This window comes from Pseudoalteromonas haloplanktis ATCC 14393 (assembly GCF_000238355.1).
Classification (GTDB): domain Bacteria; phylum Pseudomonadota; class Gammaproteobacteria; order Enterobacterales; family Alteromonadaceae; genus Pseudoalteromonas; species Pseudoalteromonas haloplanktis.
On the sequence record NZ_AHCA01000004.1, the window covers coordinates 315,104 to 338,813 of the forward strand.

The 23,710-nt window shown below is 39.8% G+C and carries 23 protein-coding genes; 7 read left to right on the forward strand and 16 right to left on the reverse strand.

The window, feature by feature from the left end; all coding sequences use genetic code 11:
• Positions 1–337: 337 nt before the first annotated feature.
• Positions 338–3,247: a TonB-dependent receptor domain-containing protein gene (locus tag PHAL_RS0110365; RefSeq protein WP_016708336.1), complete on the forward strand. Its 2,910-nt coding sequence runs from the start codon at positions 338–340 to the stop codon at positions 3,245–3,247.
• 69 nt (positions 3,248–3,316) lie between these two features.
• On the opposite strand, the gene PHAL_RS0110370 is transcribed toward PHAL_RS0110365, so the two are convergent.
• The 5 genes from PHAL_RS0110370 to folB form a co-directional block, all read right to left on the reverse strand.
• Complete coding sequence (locus PHAL_RS0110370; RefSeq protein ID WP_016708337.1) at positions 3,317–4,402, reverse strand: hypothetical protein; 1,086 nt, start codon at positions 4,400–4,402, stop codon at positions 3,317–3,319.
• A gap of 57 nt (positions 4,403–4,459) precedes the next feature.
• On the reverse strand, positions 4,460–8,107 hold the full coding sequence (locus PHAL_RS0110375; RefSeq protein ID WP_016708338.1) for a hypothetical protein: 3,648 nt from the start codon (positions 8,105–8,107) through the stop codon (positions 4,460–4,462).
• A gap of 122 nt (positions 8,108–8,229) precedes the next feature.
• On the reverse strand, positions 8,230–9,030 hold the full coding sequence (locus PHAL_RS0110380; protein ID WP_016708339.1) for an undecaprenyl-diphosphate phosphatase: 801 nt from the start codon (positions 9,028–9,030) through the stop codon (positions 8,230–8,232).
• Complete coding sequence (folK, locus tag PHAL_RS0110385; RefSeq protein ID WP_016708340.1) at positions 9,027–9,515, reverse strand: 2-amino-4-hydroxy-6-hydroxymethyldihydropteridine diphosphokinase; 489 nt, start codon at positions 9,513–9,515, stop codon at positions 9,027–9,029. Before folK ends, PHAL_RS0110380 begins: the two co-directional genes overlap by 4 nt.
• Before the next feature lies 1 nt (position 9,516).
• Positions 9,517–9,873, reverse strand: a complete 357-nt coding sequence (gene folB, locus PHAL_RS0110390) for a dihydroneopterin aldolase (protein WP_016708341.1) — start codon at positions 9,871–9,873, stop codon at positions 9,517–9,519.
• A gap of 252 nt (positions 9,874–10,125) precedes the next feature.
• On the opposite strand from folB, the gene plsY reads away from it, so the two are divergent.
• The gene (gene plsY / locus PHAL_RS0110395) at positions 10,126–10,731 is read left to right on the forward strand and encodes a glycerol-3-phosphate 1-O-acyltransferase PlsY (RefSeq protein ID WP_016708342.1); all 606 of its coding nucleotides are present in this window, start codon (positions 10,126–10,128) and stop codon (positions 10,729–10,731) included.
• A gap of 2 nt (positions 10,732–10,733) precedes the next feature.
• On the opposite strand, the gene tsaD is transcribed toward plsY, so the two are convergent.
• The 3 genes from tsaD to PHAL_RS0110410 are packed head-to-tail and all read right to left on the reverse strand — an operon-like array spanning position 10,734 to position 12,734.
• Complete coding sequence (gene tsaD, locus PHAL_RS0110400) at positions 10,734–11,747, reverse strand: tRNA (adenosine(37)-N6)-threonylcarbamoyltransferase complex transferase subunit TsaD (RefSeq protein ID WP_016708343.1); 1,014 nt, start codon at positions 11,745–11,747, stop codon at positions 10,734–10,736.
• 50 nt (positions 11,748–11,797) lie between these two features.
• Positions 11,798–12,388 (reverse strand): YjaG family protein, encoded by a 591-nt coding sequence (locus tag PHAL_RS0110405; protein WP_016708344.1) that lies wholly within the window; start codon positions 12,386–12,388, stop codon positions 11,798–11,800.
• Positions 12,381–12,734 (reverse strand): putative signal transducing protein, encoded by a 354-nt coding sequence (locus PHAL_RS0110410; RefSeq protein WP_016708345.1) that lies wholly within the window; start codon positions 12,732–12,734, stop codon positions 12,381–12,383. The genes PHAL_RS0110405 and PHAL_RS0110410 overlap by 8 nt, the downstream gene beginning before the upstream one ends.
• Before the next feature lie 76 nt (positions 12,735–12,810).
• Here PHAL_RS0110410 and PHAL_RS0110415 point away from each other — a divergent pair, with 76 nt between their 5' ends.
• From PHAL_RS0110415 to PHAL_RS0110435, 4 genes are all read left to right on the forward strand, one after another.
• Positions 12,811–13,218, forward strand: coding sequence for a DUF2721 domain-containing protein (locus tag PHAL_RS0110415; RefSeq protein ID WP_016708346.1), 408 nt, complete (start codon positions 12,811–12,813; stop codon positions 13,216–13,218).
• A gap of 50 nt (positions 13,219–13,268) precedes the next feature.
• A complete protein-coding gene (locus tag PHAL_RS0110420) occupies positions 13,269–14,792 on the forward strand; it encodes a DUF3369 domain-containing protein (RefSeq protein WP_016708347.1) in 1,524 nt (507 codons plus the stop codon).
• 120 nt (positions 14,793–14,912) lie between these two features.
• Complete coding sequence (locus tag PHAL_RS0110425; RefSeq protein ID WP_016708348.1) at positions 14,913–15,746, forward strand: LysR family transcriptional regulator; 834 nt, start codon at positions 14,913–14,915, stop codon at positions 15,744–15,746.
• Positions 15,747–15,864: 118 nt separating this feature from the next.
• Positions 15,865–16,485: a 2OG-Fe(II) oxygenase gene (locus tag PHAL_RS0110435; protein WP_016708350.1), complete on the forward strand. Its 621-nt coding sequence runs from the start codon at positions 15,865–15,867 to the stop codon at positions 16,483–16,485.
• 2 nt (positions 16,486–16,487) lie between these two features.
• Here PHAL_RS0110435 and ubiA read toward each other — a convergent pair whose 3' ends face one another.
• A complete protein-coding gene (gene ubiA, locus PHAL_RS0110440; RefSeq protein WP_016708351.1) occupies positions 16,488–17,366 on the reverse strand; it encodes a 4-hydroxybenzoate octaprenyltransferase in 879 nt (292 codons plus the stop codon).
• Positions 17,363–17,908, reverse strand: a complete 546-nt coding sequence (locus PHAL_RS0110445) for a chorismate--pyruvate lyase family protein (RefSeq protein WP_016708352.1) — start codon at positions 17,906–17,908, stop codon at positions 17,363–17,365. The genes ubiA and PHAL_RS0110445 overlap by 4 nt, the downstream gene beginning before the upstream one ends.
• Before the next feature lie 154 nt (positions 17,909–18,062).
• On the opposite strand from PHAL_RS0110445, the gene PHAL_RS0110455 reads away from it, so the two are divergent.
• On the forward strand, positions 18,063–18,470 hold the full coding sequence (locus PHAL_RS0110455; RefSeq protein WP_016708354.1) for a flagellar basal body-associated protein FliL: 408 nt from the start codon (positions 18,063–18,065) through the stop codon (positions 18,468–18,470).
• On the opposite strand, the gene glpG is transcribed toward PHAL_RS0110455, so the two are convergent.
• From glpG to PHAL_RS0110485, 6 genes are all read right to left on the reverse strand, one after another.
• Positions 18,464–19,294 carry a rhomboid family intramembrane serine protease GlpG gene (gene glpG / locus PHAL_RS0110460; protein ID WP_016708355.1) on the reverse strand — a complete coding sequence of 277 codons (831 nt, stop codon included), beginning with the start codon at positions 19,292–19,294 and terminating at the stop codon, positions 18,464–18,466. The two genes, PHAL_RS0110455 and glpG, sit on opposite strands and share 7 nt — an antisense overlap.
• Positions 19,291–19,608, reverse strand: a complete 318-nt coding sequence (gene glpE, locus PHAL_RS0110465) for a thiosulfate sulfurtransferase GlpE (RefSeq protein WP_016708356.1) — start codon at positions 19,606–19,608, stop codon at positions 19,291–19,293. Before glpE ends, glpG begins: the two co-directional genes overlap by 4 nt.
• Before the next feature lie 57 nt (positions 19,609–19,665).
• A complete protein-coding gene (gene tdh, locus PHAL_RS0110470) occupies positions 19,666–20,691 on the reverse strand; it encodes an L-threonine 3-dehydrogenase (protein WP_016708357.1) in 1,026 nt (341 codons plus the stop codon).
• A 54-nt stretch (positions 20,692–20,745) separates the two neighbouring features.
• Complete coding sequence (locus tag PHAL_RS0110475; protein ID WP_016708358.1) at positions 20,746–21,942, reverse strand: glycine C-acetyltransferase; 1,197 nt, start codon at positions 21,940–21,942, stop codon at positions 20,746–20,748.
• Positions 21,943–22,096: 154 nt separating this feature from the next.
• Entirely contained in the window at positions 22,097–22,651 is a 555-nt protein-coding gene (gene gmhB, locus PHAL_RS0110480) for a D-glycero-beta-D-manno-heptose 1,7-bisphosphate 7-phosphatase (protein WP_016708359.1), read from the reverse strand.
• Positions 22,648–23,706, reverse strand: a complete 1,059-nt coding sequence (locus PHAL_RS0110485; protein WP_016708360.1) for a glycosyltransferase family 9 protein — start codon at positions 23,704–23,706, stop codon at positions 22,648–22,650. Before PHAL_RS0110485 ends, gmhB begins: the two co-directional genes overlap by 4 nt.
• Between the last annotated feature and the right edge of the window lie 4 nt (positions 23,707–23,710).

Sequence of the window (23,710 nt, forward strand, 5' to 3'; positions counted from 1 at the left end):
TGTATTTATAATCACAATTTGGTTAATGACAACAGACCCACACTCACCAAAAAGCACCTCAAAAATGACAATGTAAACCTTTGAATACAATAAATTTTCACTTAAAACAACAAAGTACCCAAAAACACACCAAAATAAAACATAAAACACTTTTTAGCAACAAGCGTTACATTTAACAGGTACAAGACTCAATATATCTGCTGTGATAAAACATGCCGCTAAATTACATTTGGTTACATTACTGGTGATTTTTTTAACGCTAGAACTGTGACTAGATATTCGTGCAATCGACTTAAAATATTTTTTTGCATTTTAAGTTGTCGAAATTAAAGGTGTTATGTTGAAAAAATTAAATCTCATTACTGCTGGCATTCAAATCGCCATCATTACCGCTGCAGGCACTTCAGTAGCCTTTGCTAATACAACTGAAGATGTAAAACCAGTAGAGCGCATTCAAGTCACAGGTTCAAAAATAAAACGATTTAACCTTACTTCACCAACCCCCGTAACGGTGATCAGTGGTGTTGAGATGGAAAATGCTGGTGTCACTAACGTGAATGATCTACTTGCTGAACTGCCGCAAGCAACGGTTGGTTTATCACCTGAAACAACAACCAATTTCATTTATGCATCAGGACTAAACACCACTGATTTACGTGGTTTAGGATCTGAACGTACGCTGGTATTAGTCAATGGCCGCCGTTTTGTTGCAGGCTCTGTTGGCAGTACAGCTGTAGATTTAAACAATATTCCAACCACATTAATTGAGCGTGTCGAAATTGCCACAGGAGGTGCAGCTGCAGTCTATGGTGCAGACGCAGTGGCTGGTGTTGTCAATATCATTACAAAAAAATCATTCGATGGTATTGAAATTGATGCATCAACTATTCGTCCAGAGCAAAGTGGCGGCGAGCAAAGCTTCTTCTCTATTACCGGCGGTATGGAAGGTGACAAACTATCTTTTGTTACATCGTTGAACTACTCAAAAACAGATAGCTATAGTAAGTTAAGTCGTGACTTTTACCGCAACCCGGTAACCTCTTATGCAAATCCAGCAAATACCTCAGGTGCTGATGGTATTCCTGAGCGCATTATATTAGGTAAACCAAGTACGCTAAGTTATTACTCTGAGGGCGGTGATTTTTTTAGTAAAACAGGCTCACTTAGCGACGATCATTATAACAATCATCATTGGGCATTTGATGATAATGGTAATATTAAAGCATTTGACTATGGCTTAGGTCGTGTAGAAAACTCTGGTGTAGCGAATGCTTCTGCAAACAATCGTTATTATGCCGATGCCAATAACCCTGGCGATGGTATTTTTAGTCATGGTTACAAGAGCTATTTCCAAACGCCATTAGAGCGCGCTATTTTATCAACCTATGGCACATACGAAATCAACGATGATCACGCTGCAACATTTGATTTTACTTGGTCAGACTCAAAAGCAACAACAGAAAGCTCACCGGCATTCTTTGCTCATACAATCCGTCGTGACAATGCTTTCATCCGTGATGATATGGCTAAAATTATGGATGATAATAAACTAGACAAGGTAACTTTACGCCAAGCTAATGAAAATCTATGGGGCGATCGCGCCTATCAACAAGATCGCTCAGTGATCCGAACTTCAGTTGGCCTTGAAGGTATCTTGAGTGATGACTGGGGCTATAGCACCTACGTACAATATGGCCGTATCGAGCAAGATACTTTATGGCGCGGTGAAGTTTTAGAGCAGAACTTAGCCAATGCTATCGATGCTGTTAAACTAAATGGCCAGATTGTATGTGCACTTCGTGATGCTGATGGCAATGTAACCGGTGCACGCGAAGATTGTGTTGCTTTTAACCCTATGGGTGCACATAGCGCTTCACCAGCACAAATGAATTATATTGCTACTAATGCAACACGAACTGCAAAACAAGATCAACTGGTTGTTGCGGCTACATTTGATGGCTTATTGTTTGAATTACCTGCCGGTGCAGTAGCGGCTGCATTTACCGTAGAACACCGCCGTGAAAGCGCAGAAACCAACCCTGATCAAGCAATGCAAAATGGCCTTATTTTTGGTAATTCAAGCTTACCGATGAAAGGTGATATAGATGTAAATGAATTTTCAACAGAAATTTCTGTACCTTTACTTTCAGACCATTTCTTGGCAACTGACTTAACTTTTGAAACGGCCTATCGTTATATGGACTACTCAGTTACCGGTGGCGATGATGCATGGAAACTATCATTAAATTGGGGCGTAACAGATGAAGTACGTATTCGTTTAAACCGCTCTAAATCAGTACGTGCACCGAGTTTAAGTGACTTATTTACTCCAAGTTCGCAAACCTTTAGTTCAGGTCGTAAAGATCCTTGTCGCGCCGATGAAATTGCCAGCTCGGGTAGTGAATACAAAGCCAATGTCATTGCTAACTGCCAAGCTGATGGCTTACCTGAAGGCTGGATGCCGACCGCAGAATGGCAAGCCGCAGGTAGCTTACCAGGCTATGTACAAGGTAACCAAGACTTACAAAATGAAACTTCAAACGACTACACCATTGGTTTTATTTATACCCCAGAGTTTATTGAGGGGTTAGATTTAACCCTTGATTATTGGTCATTCGAAATTGAAGGAGCGATTGAATATTTTGGTCGTGATAGTGTTGAGCTATGTTATGAATCATCATCACTAAACAGCCCATTCTGCTCAAATTTCGTGCGTGATCAGCAAACCGGCGATATTATTAATTATTATCAACGCCCAATTAATGCTGCTGTAATCAATAAAAAAGGCTTAGATATTGAATCAGCCTATCGTACAGAGCTCGGTAATGGTGATTTAGCACTTAAATTAACAGCGACTTACCTTGAAGCGGATAGCGAAAACTCAACTGGCCGCGCGGAAGATTTTCGTTCTAACGTGGGAGAAATTGAAGATCCTCGCTGGAAAGGCCGCTTTAATGCTGTCTACTCTCACGATGATTCAAGCTATATTTTAACCGCGAACTATCGCCATAGTAGTGTCGAAAGTAATGAATGGAACATTGAAGATAACAACTACAATGATATCCCGTCTTACACAACTTTTGATTTCATGTACAAAACTTACCTGCTGGATGAATTACAGTTACGTGTAGGTGTTAACAACATTTTAGACCGTGAGCCACCACGTAATCCATTCACTTACGATGATGGTGAGTTTTATGATGTGAAAGGCCGTCGCTTATCGTTAGGTGCTAAGTACACTTTCTAATTAAAACTGTGTTTAACTGATAAAAAACGCCTCAGTTCATTGAACTGAGGCGTTTATTTTTTCCAACAACTAAAAAAGCCAATTCACCTGCATATTTAACGATAATTGCATCGCTTTATTTGGATTTAACTTATCCATCGCGATCTCCAGTTTAAAATAATCAATTTTATACCCTAGCTGAGGTGTCAAATTAATTGGGTCGAACATTAATTCAAACATACTTTTTTTGTAAGCAAATTGAGCGCCTATTTGCATAAAGTTAATATCACCTTGACGCAATAAGTGTAAAGCATAATCTACTTGTTCATGAACGTAAGTAAACGCTAAAGCTATTTGCTCAGGTATTTGATATTTATGCTCGCTTTGCCCTTCAAACCCTTTAAGTAAAGGCCTGAAACTACTAAATCCTTGGTTATCAACAAAACTGCCTTTAGTATTTATATTGGCGGAAGTATAGCCCAAGCTCTCGAGGCTAAAACGATTATAAACATCAATAAAATCGGCGCGTATAGTAAGGTTGTCAAATAAAGAAAACTCAGTAAAAACGTCCATAGAGTAACCATTACCATTGGTATCCCAATCACCTTCATTTGGACGCTTTAAAAAGTTATTGTGCGTGTAATATTCCTCATAATTAAGTTCCCCCAGCAAACTATTATCCTGACGTCCTTGCACATTTCCAGTCACAATTGAATGACGAAAATAATCAACATTCCAATAACTTCCTTTTATTTCGACAAGGAACTTATCCTTGAAGGTGTGGCTATAAGTCACGCCAAAACCCTTACTTTTATTGGCAAAGTAATCAAGCCTTACTCGGTAATTTTCTTTATCTAAGAGTGGGATCTCTTGTTGCTCTTGATAGTAACCTAAGGCGGTATCCGCATTACTCCTTACAAAATAATCAAGTCGTTGTTCTATATGAAATTCAAATTCTTCAAAACTTAAATGCTGATAACTTACGCCAAGCCTTGTTTGCGAAAAGCCTTTATCAGCATCAGATTTAGGAGGACTTTGCCAATCATCATCGACTAATTCCAGTACCGGTGAAATATTACTAAAACTATTTGAATCAATATAAAAAGACACTTGTTGCTGCGCATTACTATGCAGTGCCATTAAACCCAAACAGCCTAAAAGGATGTTTTTTATCATTTATTAATCTTTTTATAAAAAAGGCCTGCAAAGGCAGGCCTTAAATTTGATGCAAACTTATAATGTCTCAACAATGCCATTTTCATACACTATTAAAACAAGTGAATCGCGCTTAACAATTTCAGCGGCTTTTTCATCACCTACCATAATTGTCCCCAGCACTTGCTGTTCTGCGTCTTCATCTGCAGGTTCTGCTAATACCAGTTTAACATTTTCAGCATTTGTAGCTGATAATGTCTCAAGCTTAGTGTCATAACTCACAATAAAGCTGCGTTGTTTATCACTTTCAGGCAATAGATACTTCACATCGAGTGCTAGTTTACCTTGCTCTAGCTCAGTACGCTCACCGGTCAGGTTTAACTCTAGGTTATATTCACCCACCTTAACCTGCACATTTAGCGCGGCATTCACATCTAAGAAAGTTTCCTCATTTTCAACATTAGTCCCTAACTCAGGTTGTGTTAAATACATATCAATTTTATATGTACCATCTGCAGACCATTGCATGTGTTCAGGTTGCGTAAAATCAGCTCTTACTTCACCTAAACCACTCACAAAACTACGATAATAAACAGGTTCAAATGTTGGCTCTTCGCCAGGGATTGATGGAGGATTAATACTATATAAACGGCTCTTAAATGTATCTACGGCGGTAAAACTAGCAAGGTTTTCCCCATTTATACCAAAACGAGAAAACTGCCAGCTATAAGCAAATTCTGTAAAGTTAGCAAAATTACCACAGTTACCGCTTTGCTCATTAATATCAATTAAGTTCCCATCATAATCGTAATACAAACCATCTACTGTTTTACTATAAAAATCAAAGTTAACACAATTGAAAGAGTCCGTGATTTGATCATCATTACTATCAATTGCGGTCAACTTTTCATAGCGACCCCAACTATCATCAAGGTATCGATCAAAAAATTCAACGGTTATTGTTTGTGCTAAACCTTCGCCTTGAGTTTTTACCGTCAGCGTTTCACTTTGTACAAAGTCACCATTCTTAGAGACTGTAACATTATCTACTGAGAAATTAGTTTCTGAGGATCTTGCAACATTAATCGTCTGCACTTCTCCATCTTGAACGGATGCTTGTAAAGTTGCGGCTTCATCACTAACAGTAATAGTAAGCATATCTTCTAAATTTGGTGAAACTAAGTAACCATTCAGCTCTGTATTAAGGCCAGCTACAAGCGATGTATCATTATCGTCAAAGATTAAACGATACGAACCTTTATCCCCAACAACAACACTAAAGTCATTCGCGAATGCATCGTCAAAATAATCAGTAATTGTGGAGATTTGCTCAACTGGCGTTCGAATCCCAATATTCAACCCATTTAGCGCATCATCATAATCATGGTACTCACCATAATTATTAAACATGATATCAAGTACAGCTATACTGCTTCCGTCCTCAGTAATAAGCACACCATCATTATATTCTTTAAAATACTGATAATGCCTTTTAACTACAAATGGTTGATAATATTCATCAAACTCTACTTGTTCAATGAATTCAACATAACCATAATAATCATCATTTACCTCGTTATAGTAGTTGTATAAATAAAATTGCACACCTTGATAAGTAAACGCTTCTCTTGTAAAACTCCCTTGAAAGTACCCTTCAATATCAGTAGTTCGATTAGCAAACACTTTCCAGTTTCCAGCATCTGGCGCAGTCTTTACAAATGTATAAGCAGTCACTGTTTCATCGTCATTCACTGATAGATTTAACGCTGTATTGGCTTCATTTATAGTGATTTCAGCAATACCTTTATACATTTCACCAAAACCTTTAAGTTCTGGCGGTATATATGATTCAAGATCTTTAATGTTGACGGTTGCAGTAGCTTTTACTAATTCGCCTTCAAGAGATGAAAACTCACCGCTTAAGCTGGCCATTTTAGGGAGCACTAGCATATCTTGTTCAAGCGTATAGTCCCAAGCAGATTGATTCCAGCTGCCATGCGAATACTCAGCACTGTATACTTGAAGCGGGAGTAATTCTGCCGTTAAAGCACCGGTAAAACTTACAGGGTTTGTTACTGTCGTGGTCACCTTTTGTGCAAGTGCCACATTTAGTTTCAGCTCCCCTTTGGTAGGTTCGGCATTAACATCACCACTTTCAATTTGAGCTCGGGTAACTGCACTATCTAAAGTAAGTGTTGCGTGACTTCCTTCAGCAATTGTAAATTCAACAGCTGCATTTTCAGCCATACCCGACAATAACAACTGATACTGTGTATTTTCTGTTAATGCGTTAATAGCAACATCAAGGCTTAATTTCTCTTCCCCGGACTGTGCAGTAACACTAAATATCAGGTTTTCTTCATCTATGGTTACTCTACCTGTACCCGCTGTAGTTAAGTAATCCGCTAAATCAAAGACAGTGCCTGTTACTTCACCGTTTTCAAGCTGTTGATGAATCTCTGTAACAGCTTCAATAACATCACTTAAAAGTGCAAAACTATCCGCTTGCTCTGCAACCATGTCTCCAGCCGCTTCTACGAGGCTGACAAACTGCTCGCCCTGGGATTCAAAATCTGCCCCAGACGAATTCGTAACATCAAATAAATTTGCAAACAAGCGTATATCATTCACCATTGCGCTGGCTTTTGCTATCGCATCACCTTGTGTTTCATCACTTACTTTGCCTTTAATCCGCCCATCATCACCCGCCTGTGTGATTTTTACCTGAATTTCATTCGCAAGATTCGTCGCCGCCTGCTCTAAGTCATCTAAGTGCTCAATCAGTGCAGGATCATTAGCAATCACTTCAATGAGCTGCGCCAACGCTTGCTCTGAGCCTGTTAAAACGTCTTCCAGTGAAAATTCAAAATCATCGTCATCATCGCTTTTACTCGATGCTAAAAAGGCACCATTCGCTGCTACCATGTCCGCAACTGCTGACGATAACTTGGTACTAAGCGCGAGCTCTGGTTCTTCTAAGTACAAGCTATTGGCAATACCAGCGTTGATAAGCGCATAGCGCATCGCATTACTATTATTACTATCAAATAAAGATGACGGTGCTTCTAGCGCGCCGGGAGTCAATAAGTTCAACGCCCCTACTAAACCAAATGTATTGGCTATTTCTGACTGTGCATCTGCAATCGCTTGCTCCGATACACTCCCGCGACTTTCCGCTAGTGCTGTCGCCATATGTGTTAACGGAGTTATATTAGCGGTATCTTGTGTGTTAGTGTTTTCACTGCTAATAGATAAAATACTCGTTAGAGAAAACTCAGGATCTTGCAGGGTTAAATTTACGTCATCACCAAATTTTACCACTGTATCAGTATCGTCAACTCCACAACCTTTAGGGGCATCACAAACCATTAATGTAGGAGATTCAGCATCACTACTTGCTGACACTTGAACTTTAACGATCCCTTTCACATCATTTAATGTAACTTGATATTGACCATTTTCATCCGTTACAAGGGATGATTCACCAAGTTCATTAGCCGTAAGCTCAACCGCCTCACCTTCTACATATTTAAAAAATGTCAGTTGGGCATTTTTTAGCGTCCCTTTTGAAGCAACCCCCTGTACTAACGCTTCACTTACAACGGGTGTAACAGGATCCGTTACTATAGGGTCTTTGCCATCAACGGGTTTATCATCTGACGACCCCCCACACCCAGATAACACTGCAACAATACTCAATGCCAATAATGATTTTTTAAATTCCATCTCTATTCCTTAATCAATTTATTTACAAACGTTACCAAGTGTAGTCAAAAAGGCAAAAAAAAAACACCTACGAAATCTAAGTGTTTTTTTCTCATAATATTGCAAATTTAATTAAATTATTTTTAAAGGCTTAAGAAAATAATTAATCCTGCTCCCAAGAGTAAACGGTAAATGACAAATGGCATCATTCCCATCCGCTCAATTATTTTTAAGAAGAAGAAGATACATGCATAAGCAGAGATAAAAGATAAACCAGCACCTAGAATTAACGTGGTCCAATCAACGATATGATCACCTAATGCTAGTTCAATGGTGTAATAAAGACCCATCATAGAAATTACAGGAATGGCCAGTAAAAATGAAAAGCGTGCGGCGCTTTGCTTGTTCATGCCAAGCATTAAACCTGCCGTCATGGTGATCCCTGAACGAGATGTACCAGGGATCATAGCCATCGCTTGTGCCATGCCAATCATTAATGCTGATTTCCAGTTTAATTGATAAATGGTTTTAGTTTGTTTCCCTTTAACGTCTGCATACCAAAGCAAAAGACCAAAAAGAATTGTTGTTACAGCGATGACCCATGCACTGCGTAAATAAAGCTCAATTAAATCTTTAAAAACCAATCCTAATACCGCAGCTGGAACAGTACCTAAAATAATCCACCAGCCTAACTTACTATCATCTGTAGCGCCTTGTGCACCAAATGACTTAAACCAGGCTCCTAATATTTCAACGACCTCTTTGCGAAAGTAAATGACTACGGCAATCAAAGTACCAACATGCACAGCAACATCAAAGGCAAGACCTTGGTCTTGCCAACCGAGAATTTGTGAAGGGAGAATAAGATGCGCTGAGCTAGATATGGGTAAAAACTCAGTCAATCCTTGGATCAGGGCTAAAACGATAATTTCGATAATACTCATGGGTTAGTAAACTCCACCTTCCATAGTTTTTGCTTGGGGTTGTTGTAAGCATCCCACAGCTGGGCGATTGTTTGCTTAGCTGTAGGGTGGTAAAAATCCGGGGCTATTTCAGCTAATGGTTGTAGTACAAAAGCATTTTTGGTTATTTCATCGCGGGGCAACTGCGCAGGTGTGTCACAGATCACATCGTCATAAAATAATAAATCGAGATCAAGGGTCCGTGGGCTAAACTTTTTATCGTTATCAGTGCGGCCATTATCTCGTTCAATCAGCTTCAATAATTGGCAAAGCTCAGACAGCGGTATTTGTGTTTGCGCACCCACTACCGAATTATAAAAGTTATTGCCAGCAAAACCAACAGCTTCACTTTCAAATACACTAGAGTGCTCAAACTCAGTTAAGTGAACTTTTAGGGCAATTAGCGCTTGGCGAAGATAGTGCTCTTTATTAACATTGGAGCCAAGGCTAATATAAATTTGCGCCATCTTAACAGGCCTTACTTCTTGTAATTTCAACACCAACCGTGTTTGCTTGCGCCACAGCTGCGGGCTTACTAATGCGTATGGTCACTTGGGTGGTGGTAAACTCGGTTAAAATAATCGCTGCGAGTTGTTCAGCTAAAGTTTCTAATAACTCTACCGGTTTTGCTGTCGTGTGAGCAATTACTCGCTCGCTTACTTTTGCATAATCAAGCGCTAAAGCAATATCATCAGTTGCTGCAGCAGGTTTAATATCGCACAGCATTTCGATATCAAAATACAAACTTTGCTTAGTTTCTTTTTCAAAATCGTATACGCCTATGATAGTGTCAACATGTAGTTGTGATATAAAAACCTTATCCATAACTGCTCCAACTGGCAAAAGCTTAATCTCATTAATTTGAGTTTAGTTAAGCTATAATTTGTATTTATAGCCCTTATACACTGTAAGTGTGTTTTATTATGTAAAAATTACCCATACAATAGCGTATAGGTACACCATGTAAAATTAGTGTGTGGGTACATCACGTACTTGCATTTCAGTCATAAAAAGTATGAATGCAATTTTTGCGGCCAATGATAGCCGAAAAAGTGCGATATAAAAATAAGGAAGCGCGTGATAGCCGTTTTAATGTTAGTTTTAGCCTACTTACTAGGGTCGATTTCATCGGCTATTCTAGTGTCGCGGCTATTTAGACTACCCGATCCACGCAACCACGGCTCAAATAATCCTGGAGCGACCAACGTTTATCGCCTAGGAGGCGCTTTCCCAGCTTGCTTAGTATTGGTGTTTGATATTCTTAAAGGAACAATACCAGTGTGGGGCGCATACTTCTTGCAGCTTGATCCGCTGATGCTAGGGCTAATTGGTGTCGCCGCATGTTTAGGCCATATGTTCCCAGTATTTTTTCACTTTAAAGGCGGTAAAGCCGTTGCTACGGCTTTTGGGACATTACTACCCATTGGTTTATCACTTGGTGGGTTATTGATTTCGACTTGGGTTGTGGTGGTTGCGGTAACGCGCTATTCATCACTTGGCGCATTGATCGCTGTTTCATTAGCACCACTGTATACATGGTGGATCAAACCACTTTATACATTGCCAGTTACTTTTTTAACTATTTTGATAATCTTTCGTCACAATGCCAATATCAAACGTTTATTTAGTGGTAAAGAACCTAAAATTGGCGACAAAAAAACGCCGCCAACTGAAGATGAATAAAATTAAATTGCGTCTAAACTATCTATTGGCCAACGAGGCTTAGTTTTCATATCTAGGCTGGCAAACTGCCCTGCTTTTAAACGCTGCATACCAGCATAGGCAATCATCGCACCATTATCAGTACAAAACTCTGTACGTGGATAATAAACTTGGCCTTTCATCCCTTGCATTACACGTTCTAGCTGAGCACGCAACTGCACATTTGCACTCACCCCACCAGCAATCACTAAACGGTTAATACCCGTTTGTTTTAAAGCTCGTTTACATTTAATTACTAAAGTATCAATCACGGCAGTTTGAAATGCATGAGCGATATCAGCTTTAGTTTGCTCATCGTTTTCATTATCACGAATTGTAATTGCCGCTGCCGTTTTTAAACCACTAAAACTAAAATCAAGCCCCGGTTTATCCGTCATTGGCCGAGGGAAAATAAAGCGCTTAGGCACTCCTTGCTCTGCAAGTTTAGCCAGACGAGGACCTCCTGGGTAATCCAAACCAAGTAGTTTAGCTGTTTTATCAAACGCTTCACCTGCGGCGTCATCAACAGACTCGCCTAATACTTCGTATTGACCAATACCAGCAACTTTAACCATCATCGTATGGCCACCTGATACTAATAAGGCTATAAATGGGAACTCTGGGGTATTTTCTTCAAGCATTGGTGCCAGTAAATGCCCCTCCATATGATGCACCGCAACAGCGGGGATATTCCAACCATAGGCGAGAGAACGACCAATTGATGTCCCCACCAATAACGCCCCAACTAATCCTGGGCCTGCGGTATAAGCTATCCCATCAATATCTTCTGGGCCACAACCTGCCTGTGCAAAGGCAGCATCAATCAATGGCAAGGTCTTACGTACATGATCTCGTGATGCGAGCTCAGGTACCACACCTCCATAGTCCGCATGTACTTTTACTTGACTGTATAATTGATGCGCCAGTAAACCTTGCTCATCATCATAAATTGCAATTCCAGTTTCATCACACGACGATTCAATGCCTAAAATTCGCACTGCAGTTTTCTCCCATGCCTACTATGGCACTTTATAAAATAATCAAATAATTAAAGCGAAATACCAATATTTGTTTGCCCATCAGCGATAGCATGCTGCTTTAGTGCTTTAACATTTTCAGCCGTTACTCTGCCCATCTGCTCAACAAAATCAATGAGCTCACCTAACACTTCAATTTCATATTGCATTAATGGATGCTCACGTACCGCAGTATTATCAGCCAGCTCCCCTGTCACTGTTAATTGATACTCAATGAAACGTGCAACGGTTGCCTGCGATATTTTACTAATACTGATAAACTCTTGCTCATCTTTAGCAATTAGACCATGCATTAAACCTAACAGAGCAGTCGCAGCATCGATAGCAGGGTACGTTCCGAACATATCAAAATCAGCAAGTTCAGGGACATTCGGCTCAATTTTTTCAATTTGCTTTTCAAGGCTTATTTTACTTTTCGGCAGTAATATTTTTTCCCAGCAGAGGTTAAGTGCACTGCGCAAAACAGCTTCATCACCAAACCCTGTCGCTTCACTGAATAAACCATAATTAGGTAACATGCGTTCAATTAATGCTGCCGCAAGTACCGCTTGTTGCAAATAGTTAAGCTCTCGAATGCGCTGAAAATTATTCGCTTTAGTCATTATTAGGTGTCCTACAAGACCAACAAAAATCAAATGTTGGCCCATTATGCTCATTACAATTGGGGCATACCCAATCAGGAGCTGATTGTTGTACTTGAGTGTAGTTTACCAATATTTGTCGCGCCTGGCGCTCTTTAATCGCAAAAACCTGCACCCTAACCTGAGTTTGCTCTAAAGGTATTTCACCTACTGCTCCTTGTAATGACTCACCAAGTAATTGGCAGTCAATATTATTGTTAAGAAATAGTCCTTTCACAATATTTGCTTCTATCGCATTCGCAGCACAATAGATTGTTAACCATTCAAATGGCGCTTGCTGTGTATCGTTATTTATTTTATTTTGCAATGACAACCTCTTTTACTTTGCGAACTAATTACCCTAAGCTACTCTAAGCAAAGTAATTGTTATATAGGAAATAATCATGACCCTCACAACGCCTGGACTGCTTTTCCCTGCAATCTCTTTGTTGTTATTAGCGTATACCAACCGCTTTTTAGTACTCGCACAATTAATTCGTGAACTCAATGCCCGTGAAGGCGATACTATACGACCACTCGTCGTTGCACAAATCACTAATTTAAGAAAGCGCATTAAACTAATAAGAACCATGCAAGTGTATGGCGTTGCTTCTTTTTTGATGTGTACACTGTCCATGTTTGCACTCTTTATCGAGTTTAAAACTACGGGAGTGATTTTATTTGGTGTGAGTTTAGCGTGCCTTGCATTGTCATTATTAACATCTTTGTATGAGATTCATATTTCATGTGATGCAATTGAAATTGAACTTAAAAACATTGAAAAAAAACCACTGAGCAGTAAGGCAGACTAAAAAACAGACACTATACTCTTTAGTACAATGATAAAACTAAAGGTGTAAACGTGAACGACTTTTTATTTTCAGAAAATTCCCCTGAAGAGTCAGAAGCTCTTGCACCACAAGCTTTCTGGGATATTCTCGTCGTTGATGATGAAGATGATATTCATCAAGTTACCAAGCTTGTGTTATCAGGTTTTACCTTTGAAGATAAAGCGTTACGTTTTCATCATGCTTATTCAGCTCAAGCCGCAAAAGAATTATTACGCCAAAATCTGGACTTTTCAGTTGGCTTAATCGATGTTGTCATGGAAACCAGTCATGCTGGATTAGATCTAATAAAATTTATCCGCGATGATCTAAACAACCACGATATTCGACTTATCTTACGCACCGGCCAACCAGGTGAAGCCCCTGAAGAATCTGTGATCCGTGAATATGATATTAACGATTACAAAAATAAAACTGAATTGACTGCAATAAAAATGAAAACCTTATTGTATTCTGCTTTGCGTGCACACCGCGACATTCAAATTATAGAGCGACACAAAAAAGGCCTAGAAAAAATCATCAATGCCTCTAGCTCATTTTTAAAGTGTGATAGCGTGCATGAATTTGCATCAACTATTTTATCTCATGTAACCAATGTGATGGGCTTAGATGATACTGAAATTTATTGCGCGGCGGCGGTTAATCAACAAACCTCTCCAGCTACCGATTTTAAGCTACTGGCCGCATCCGGTGTAGAGCCTGAGGCTAATACCAACACACTACCTGATGATGTAAAACAGCTGTTTGTTGAAGCCCATAACCGAAAATCATCTCAAAAAACCACGCGTGACTATATTGGTTATTTTCCCACCCAAGCTGGTCTTGAAACCATGCTCTACGTACGTAAAGGTTCATTATTAGAAGCTACGGACTACCAACTTCTCGAATTTTTTGCCAATAACATTGCACTCGCTTACGATAACCTTAAACTGCGCGAAATGATGAAGGAGTCGCAAAAAGAGTTGTCCTATATCCTCGGCGAAGCCGTTGAGAAACGCTCAAAAGAAACCGGGTCGCATGTTAAAAGAGTCGCGCATTATAGTGAATTATTAGCTAAGCTATACGGATTAAATGGCTTTGAATGTGAAGTTATAAAACTCGCCTCTCCTTTGCATGACATTGGTAAAATCAGTATTCCTGATCATATTCTTAATAAACCCGGCAAACTTGATGCTCAAGAATGGGCTATTATGCAAACTCATGCCGAAATAGGCTACGACATTCTAAAAAATTCAAATAACGAAATTTTAAAGTGTGGTTCAATGATAGCTTACCTACACCATGAAAAATGGGATGGTACTGGCTATCCTAACCAACTGGCAGGTGAAGACATTCATATTGTTGGCCGCATTACCGCACTTGCAGATGTATTTGATGCATTGGGGAGCGATCGTTGTTATAAAAAAGCATGGCCTCTTGAAGATGTGCTTGATTTAATAAAAAGCGAAAGTGGTAAACAGTTTGAACCTAAACTTGTCGATTTATTTATCAATAATTTAGTACTTTTTTTGGAGATAAAAGAGCGTTATCCTAACTGATAGTTGTAACATTTGTGTAAAATGCACTTTTCAAATTAGGTACAATGAATTACTATCTATTAAGATAAAATCAATTATGTTCGCCACTAGTGCGGCTTACTTATACAAAGGACTATAAAAGTGAGATTTGAACAATTAGAGCAATTTGTAGCATTAGGTCAGCTACGCCATTTCCGCCAAGCGGCCGAAACAACCAAAATCAGCACCTCAGCATTAACACGCAGTATTCAAACCTTAGAAGATGAAGTTGGCTATGAACTGGTCAAACGCTCAACTCGTTCTGTGAAATTAACGCCAGAGGGCGAGCTTTTTTTAGAGTATGCACAAGACACACTCACCAAGCTTGAAGACACTAAAAAACGTTTATTCCAATCGCTTAATGGCTGCTCAAATGAAAAGCTAGTTATTGGTTATACCAACAACGCCAGTGCTATCGTACCTATTTCATGCGGGCAATTTTTAGCACAATATCCACATGTTAAAATCGAAATGCAATTACAAGAGCAAAGTGAACTTGTACGTAAACTACAATTAGGTGAAATTGATATTAGCGTGTGTTCACAAGCGGTAAATAGCATAGGTAATGATATACACTTACCTGATCAATTGATTTTGTTCGTTGCAAAAACCCACCCTCTTGCCAATAAGACTGATCTCTGCAAACAAGATTTAGCTGACTACCCTATGTATAGTTGCTTTTCACAATCAAAACAAGTCCAAACAATGCTAAATGAAGCTGTTGATAGCTTGAACAAAACGAGTAGCATTAAAGTAGGCAGCATTGAGCATGCCAGCTCGGTCTCTGAAAATAGTAACTTAGTACAGCTAAAGACCAATAAAAATTTAGCCCACGAGCAGTTGATCGTACAAACTAGTCAACAAGTTGCCGTTGGTGATCCAATAAATCAATTACTGTCACTAATAGAAAAGACAGCGCTATCAATAAACTCTTAAATGTATCAATTTAAAACCAAGTCAAAAGCATTAGTTTGGCTTGGTTTTAAATCTGCAGTAGTATCTTCTATTATTTTTAAGCTAAACTACGCACCTTCACTGCTATATAGTACAATTAATGAGCCTTAATTTTATCCCTGAACGTTATTTAACTGACATCGAAACTAATGGCTATGCTGTAGTTGAAAATATGTTTGACGCTGCACTGACAAACGCGTTGATGCATGACTGTTATCGCATTAACCCTAGTTTTAAATTAGCGGGAATTGGACGCCAACAAGATTTGCAGATAGACAAAAGCATACGTTCTGATAAAACATTTTGGTTTGACGGCAGCAGCCAAGCTCAGCTTGATTATCAAGCCGCGTTAGAAGATATTAGAATTAATTTAAACCGTTATTTCTTTTTAGGTTTATTTGATTATGAATGTCATTACGCTAAATATCAGCTTGGTGATTTCTATAAAAAACATTATGACGCATTTAAAGGTCGTTCTAACCGTGTATTTACCACGGTATTTTACTTAAATACAGTGCAATCAGGTGGTGAGTTAGTCATTTATAAACCTAAAAGTAAAGAAATAGAGGTAACGATCCAACCAAAAGCCGGTACTTTGGTGATGTTTGAAAGCGAACGTTTTATGCATGAAGTATTACCTACCGTAGATGTTCGTTATTCTATTGCAGGCTGGTTTCGTAAAAACACCTCTATCAGTGGTATTATTGATCCACCACGCTAACTCTATAAACTGAATGGTAAAGATGTCATTAAACCAACAAATATTACCATACCAACATAATGATTGTTTAAGAAGGCTTTAAAGCATTGCTCTCTATCACGGCTATGTATTAGCCATTGTTGATAAATTAAAAAACCACTCGCGACACATAAACTGAGCCAATAAGGCATGGTTAATTGGCTCATATATCCAATCAAAGCCAATAAACCAACAAAGATACCATTTAGCGCAAAAATAATGATTCTATCTGCGCTACCAAACAATATTGCTGTCGACTTTACACCAACCTTTAAATCATCATCTCTATCAACCATTGCGTACATAGTATCGTAAGCAACTGTCCAGGCGATATTAGCCGTAAACAGTAGCCAAGCCAGTAGAGGCACACTGCCAGTCACAGCCATAAAGGCCATCGGAATAGCCCAGCCAAATGCAGCCCCCAATACAACCTGCGGTAACTGAGTGTAACGTTTCATAAATGGGTAGCTAAATGCCAATAGTAATGCCCCAAATGAAAGCAAAATAGTTTGCCAACCTAAAAATAGCACCAGTATAAATGCGATGAGGATCAGTAAGAAAAATAAGCTCAGGGCTTCACCACTACTCACCATACCTGCTACGAGAGGCCTTTGAGCTGTGCGCTTTACAGCACCATCAATGTTACGATCAGCAAAATCATTGATGACACACCCAGCACTGCGCATTACAAATACACCTAAACTAAATACGATTAGGTAAAGTAAGCTTGGCATACCAGCACTTGCCAACCAAAGAGCCCAATAAGTAGGCCACAATAACAGTAAGGTGCCAATGGGCTTATCAATGCGCATTAGTTGCTTATAATAAGGTAGATGAGCGGTGTGTAATGCAACTAGTTTCATAAATATAAATAAGCCTCCGGCAAAAAAATCTCTGCAACTAAAAAACGGCTTTGAGCTAACGAAAAAACACTACGACGCCCCCATAGCGGCTTTGTCACTTCTGAATATTGACTTACAAGTTGCTGCACAGGATGCAGGCAATCAAACTGCGCGACTTCTATTTCAGTGCGTTTTAGGTCTGGATGCTGAAAAATCACATCGCCCAATGGCCTATCTCCCAGTGCCAATAACTGCTGTCGTTGCATAGCATCACTAACAGGCAGCCAACTTTGCGCATAAACCATAGGTTTAGCATCACAAAGTAATAAAACTTCACGGTTAATAGCTAACGACTGAGAACACGCTAATAATTGTTGTTGTTTGTGGGTGAGTGAAAAGGTTTGTTCATTTAATACCTGAACCGTAAATTCAGTACAATGTTGTTTTAATTTGGCAGTCAATGAATTGGGTTCAAGTAACCAGTCTTGCTCAATGCCTGACAAAGAATTGATTGATGTGCCTAACTGCCAATTTGCAGCTACAGAAACAGGAAAAGTGATCACGCTAACTCTATTTAATAACAACCTTATAAATGATACCACTGCCTGCGCTTAGGAAAAAGTGATGATTAATGAATATAATAGCTTCATCAACCTGTATCTTAGCTATTATTACGTATAGACTAATAAGTATTAATCGCATGGCCTATTACTGAATATGAAAAAAACCCTTTACGTTGGTATTTTAATTAGCACTTTGCTTGTTAGCTTATTTAGCAGTTTTATGAGCCGTGCAGAATCTACCGTCGGCTACTTTGGCTTTGAGCCCGATATTATTACTAATTACATCGGCCAAGGTAATAAAAAACTGGGGTATGTACGTATTACAGTTGATTTAATGCTCAGCGATATGTCAACTATTGCTATTGTTGAGCACCACACGCCATTACTACGTGATGCGTTAGTGGAAATTCTATCTAAAGAGCCTGAAGAAAAAATTAAATCACTGACTGGCCGAGAAGAGATCAGAAAACGTTGTGCGGATAAACTCAAAACCCTGCTCAAACAAGAAACAGGGCAAGAGATCATCCGCGAAGTATTATTTACTAAATACCTCTATCATTGAGGTTTAACTGTATTTTTAGTGAATAACTGAGCGGTAAACGCATAAGCCATACCGCTTAATAGCCCACCTAAGTGTGCCCAATTAGCCATACTTACAAACAACATATCGCCAAAGCCAAGTACCAACCAAATCAACATAAAGCCGATAATACCATTGGTTACTAAAGCTGGCTGTTGCGGATTTAGAACTCGATGGATCCAACAAAAACCAAGCAAGCCATAAACTACACCACTCAAGCCACCAAAGTTTGGACCTACCATAATAAACTCGGCCCAATTACTAAATAGTGCGGTCACTAAAAAAAGCCCCATTAAAGTACTTTTACCACTGAGCTTTTCAATGCCATCACCTAAAGTGATCCACCACATAATATTAAACACTAAGTGCACCGCAGTAAAATGCACAATTGCCGGTGTCAGCCAAGTTAACGGCTGGTCGGGTTTAAACTGTAATGCACTATAAATTGACTCGAAGCCACCCATTAAAAACGCCAAATAAATGCCTACACAAAGAAGGGTGACGGTTTGATTTAACCAGCTGAGTGCTTTAAAGCGTGTTTTTAAATTTAATCCTTGGCCTTGGTATGTGAGCGGCGACTCAGTACTGCCTACTTGCCATGATGCTTCTTGGTAACGTACATGGTTTGGATTTTCAACGAATGCTAACCAAAATGGTTGTGCTTGGTGAAAGTGCTCTGGGGCAACACAAATAATAACCGTGGTGCCATCCTCTGAGCGTAACTCGCCATGTATCCCTTGGCTTTTTATATAATCAATGAAACCTTGCGCAGCACGTGGGTTATTTATACTGCCAAGCTCTATCATTGTTCTACCTGCTCTGGTAGCTGAACTTCCCACTGGGTAAAGCCGCCATCCATACTATATACATCTTCAAAGCCCTGTTCAGATAAGTAATTAGCAGCACCTTGTGAACTCATACCGTGATAACACACAATAATAATTGGCTGGTCAAACTCTTTGTTCATCATAAATTCGCCAATATTAGCATTTGATAAATGTTCAGAGCCTGGAATATGTCCTGCTTGATACGAATTAGGATCGCGGATATCTGCAATAACGACATCTTCGCGGCCTAACATAGCTTGTGTTTGTGCAATTGAAATATGTTTAAATGCCATAATACTCTCTAAATATAAAAGGCGACCTAAGCCGCCCTTCTTAACGCCTAAATTGAATTAATCCCAATTTAGAATAACTTTACCCGATTGACCTGAAATCATCATATCAAAGCCAGCCTGGAAGTCATCTATTGAATATTGATGCGTAATGATTGGGTTTAGATCAAGCCCTGATTGAATAAGGCTGGCCATTTTGTACCAAGTTTCAAACATTTCGCGGCCGTAAATCCCTTTGATCACTAAGCCTTTAAAAATAACTTGGTTCCAATCAACTGCCATGTCTGATGGCGGAATACCTAGCATGGCAATTTTACCGCCATGGTTCATGTTATTTAACATACCATTAAATGCAACCGGCACACCTGACATTTCAAGTCCAATATCAAAGCCCTCTGTCATACCAAGCTCTTTCATTACATCTTCAAGCTTTTCATTTGCAACATTGACGGCACGAGTCGCCCCCATTTTACGGGCTAAATCTAGGCGATATTCATTAACGTCAGTAATAACAACGTGACGAGCCCCCACATGCTTAGCCACTGCCGCTGCCATAATACCAATTGGCCCTGCACCTGTGATCAATACATCTTCACCCACTAAATCAAACGACAATGCCGTGTGTACAGCATTACCAAACGGGTCAAAAATAGAGGCTAGCTCATCGCTAATATTGTCTGGAATTTTAAATGCATTAAATGCTGGGATCACTAAATATTCTGCAAATGCACCTTCACGATTTACACCTACACCCGTTGTATTTCGGCATAGATGAACTCGTCCTGCACGACAGTTACGACAGTGGCCACAAGTGATATGACCTTCGCCTGAGACCCGGTCACCTACACTAAAGCCACGTACTTCTTGGCCCATATCAACTACTTCACCTACATATTCATGGCCTACCACCATAGGGGTAGGAATGGTGTTTTGCGCCCATTCATCCCACTTGTAAATATGTACGTCAGTACCACAAATCGCAGTTTTGCGAATTTTAATTAATAAGTCGTTATGGCCAACTTCAGGTTTTGGCGCATCAGTCATCCAAATACCTGGCTCTGCTTTTAATTTAGATAATGCTTTCATGAATCACACTCAATAAAAAAACCGCTGCAAAGGCAACGGCTTAAAATAAATTAATTAAATAACACCCATTTCTTTACCAATACGGGTAAAGGCGTCAATTGCGATATCTAATTGTTCAATACTATGCGCAGCTGAAATTTGTGTACGAATACGTGCTTGGCCTTTTGGTACAACAGGGAAAGAAAAACCAGTCACGTAGATACCTTCTGCTAACAATTTATCTGCCATCGCTGATGCGATTTTAGCATCTCCTAACATTACTGGAATTATCGCGTGATCTTTACCAGCACAGGTAAAGCCAGCCGCTTCCATTTGCTCGCGGAAGTATTTTGCGTTTGACCATAACTTAGCACGTAACTCACCACCGTTTTCTAGCATTTCAAGCACTTTGATTGATGCAGTAACAATTGAAGGAGCCAATGAGTTAGAGAATAAATAAGGACGAGAACGTTGACGCAACCATTCAACAATTTCTTTTTTACCTGATGTATAGCCGCCCGATGCACCACCAAGCGCTTTACCTAAGGTGCCAGTAATAATATCGACACGGTCTAACACATTACAGTACTCAGGTGTGCCTTTACCATTTTCACCAACAAAACCTACTGCGTGAGAATCGTCAACCATAACAAGCGCATCATATTTATCAGCAAGATCACAAACTGCTTCTAAATTACAGATCACGCCATCCATAGAGAACACGCCATCGGTTGCAATAAGTTTTGTTTTTGCACCCGCTTCATCAGCGGCAATCAATTGCTTTTCTAGGTCAGCCATATCGTTATTTGCATAACGGAAACGTTTAGCTTTACATAAGCGCACACCATCAATGATCGATGCATGATTTAACGAGTCGGAAATAATCGCATCGTCTGCGCCTAAAATTGTTTCAAATAACCCCGTATTCGCATCAAAACACGATGAATATAAGATAGTGTCTTCAGTTTCTAAAAATGCACTGATTTTTTGCTCTAACGTTTTGTGAATGTCTTGCGTTCCACAAATAAAACGCACCGATGCAACACCAAAGCCATGCGCGTCTAAGCCTTGCTGTGCGGCTTGAATAAGCTCGGAGCTATTTGCCAAACCTAAGTAATTATTAGCACAAAAATTAATAACTTGGTCGCCAGAAGCCACTTGAATTTGAGCTTGCTGCTGTGATGTGATCACTCGCTCATTTTTATACAAACCTTCGGCTTTTACTTCATCAATTTGCTGCTGAAGCTGGCTAAAAAACGCAGATGCTCTCATCTGAAATCTCCAATTTATTGAACGGGGCGAGCGAACATGAATTAACACGGCTCATCTATGCGGCTATTGTAAAAGTTTAGTCAAACAAATGCACTGTTTGTAGTTCATCGCATAAATAAGGAACTGACAACTTATGCTGCCAGTTTACATTCGGTTATAGCAGTAATGCGGGTAAATCAGCTAACGAATCACAAACATAATCCGCCGAGTCGATAGCTAGGGCATCAAACTTTTGCCCTGACCGTACCAGCACCCGGGTGCCTATAGCAGCTTTACTTGCCGCTTGCATATCGCTGAGTTTATCACCCACCATAATACTTTGAGTGACATCAATATGATGTTCAGCAATACCTTGTAATAGCATGCCTGCTGCTGGCTTGCGACAATCACACAGTTTTAGATAAGCTGGTAAGGCTTTTTTTGGGTGGTGGGGGCAAAAATAAACATCCGCGACAGTGACTTGATGCTCAGCAAATTGACTTATCATCCAGTGTGTCAATATATGAAAATCAGCCTCAGAATAATAACCGCGGCCAATCCCTGATTGGTTAGTCACGATGATCAGTTTATAACCCGCATCGACAAACGCTTTACATGCGGCAAACACGCCAGGCACAAATTCAAACTTATCAGGCTCATAAACATAACCATGATCAATATTAACCACACCATCACGATCTAAAAATAAGGCTTTATTAAAACGACTCATAACTGCTCTTTTTTTACCACAAGGTCAAACATCAAGGTTACTTCATCAACTGTTATTTGACTCATTAAGTCACTGCCTTTAATTCGCGTGCCCCAAGGTAGTTGTTCAGCCGTTTTACCTGTTTGCTTGAGTAAGTTTTGATGGTAAACCTCAACAACATAGTTTTGATATAAATAAGGCCCTGTTCGCTTTGGGTTTGAATGAGCATATAAACCAATTACCGGTGTGCCCACGGTTACCGCCATATGCGCAGGACCAGTATCAGGAGCTAGAACTAATGCCGCTCGCTTTAATACACATAACAGTTGCTTAAGCTTTGTTTTACCCACAAGGTTAACAATAGGTGTGCTAGTGGCAGCGATAATCTCATTACTGAGTGTCACTTCAAGCTCAGTTGGACCGCCAGTGATCACCACATGAAAACCTTGGCTGTGCGCATGCTCGGCAAGCTTAGCGTAACGCTCAGCAAGCCAGTTACGCTCTTTTTTACTCGCGGCAGGTGAAATCACAAAAATGCGCCCGGCTAATCGCTCTGCGCCAAGTAATTCATCCGCTGTTATTTGGTCCTGCTCAGTGACGGGCATAGCCCAATTAGGCTGATAATCTGCAACACCTATCGCTTGTGCAAAACCTTTAAAGCCTTCTAACACATGAGCCTGCTGCTGCGCTGCTATACGTTTATTAATAAATAAACTATGTAATTCTTTAGAGCGAACCCAATCAAAGCCAATTTTAACTTTCGCAGGGATACAACGCGCGACTAAATTAGCCCTTAATGCTACTTGCATATGCAGTAACACATCAAACTTACGGCCTTTAAACTGCAGTTTTAGCTGTTGATAAGCCGCCTTCCCTTGCTTTTTATCAAACACCACCAGCTCAACACCGGGTAAATCTGCCAGCAACATGGCTTCAACTTTACCAATCACCCAGGTGATTTTTGCATTTGGGTGCGCTTTTTGAATCGCTTGCACCGCCGATACAGCATGACAAACATCACCAATTGCGGAGAGTCTTAAAATACAAATATCTGAATAGGTGATTGAGTCAGTCACAGAA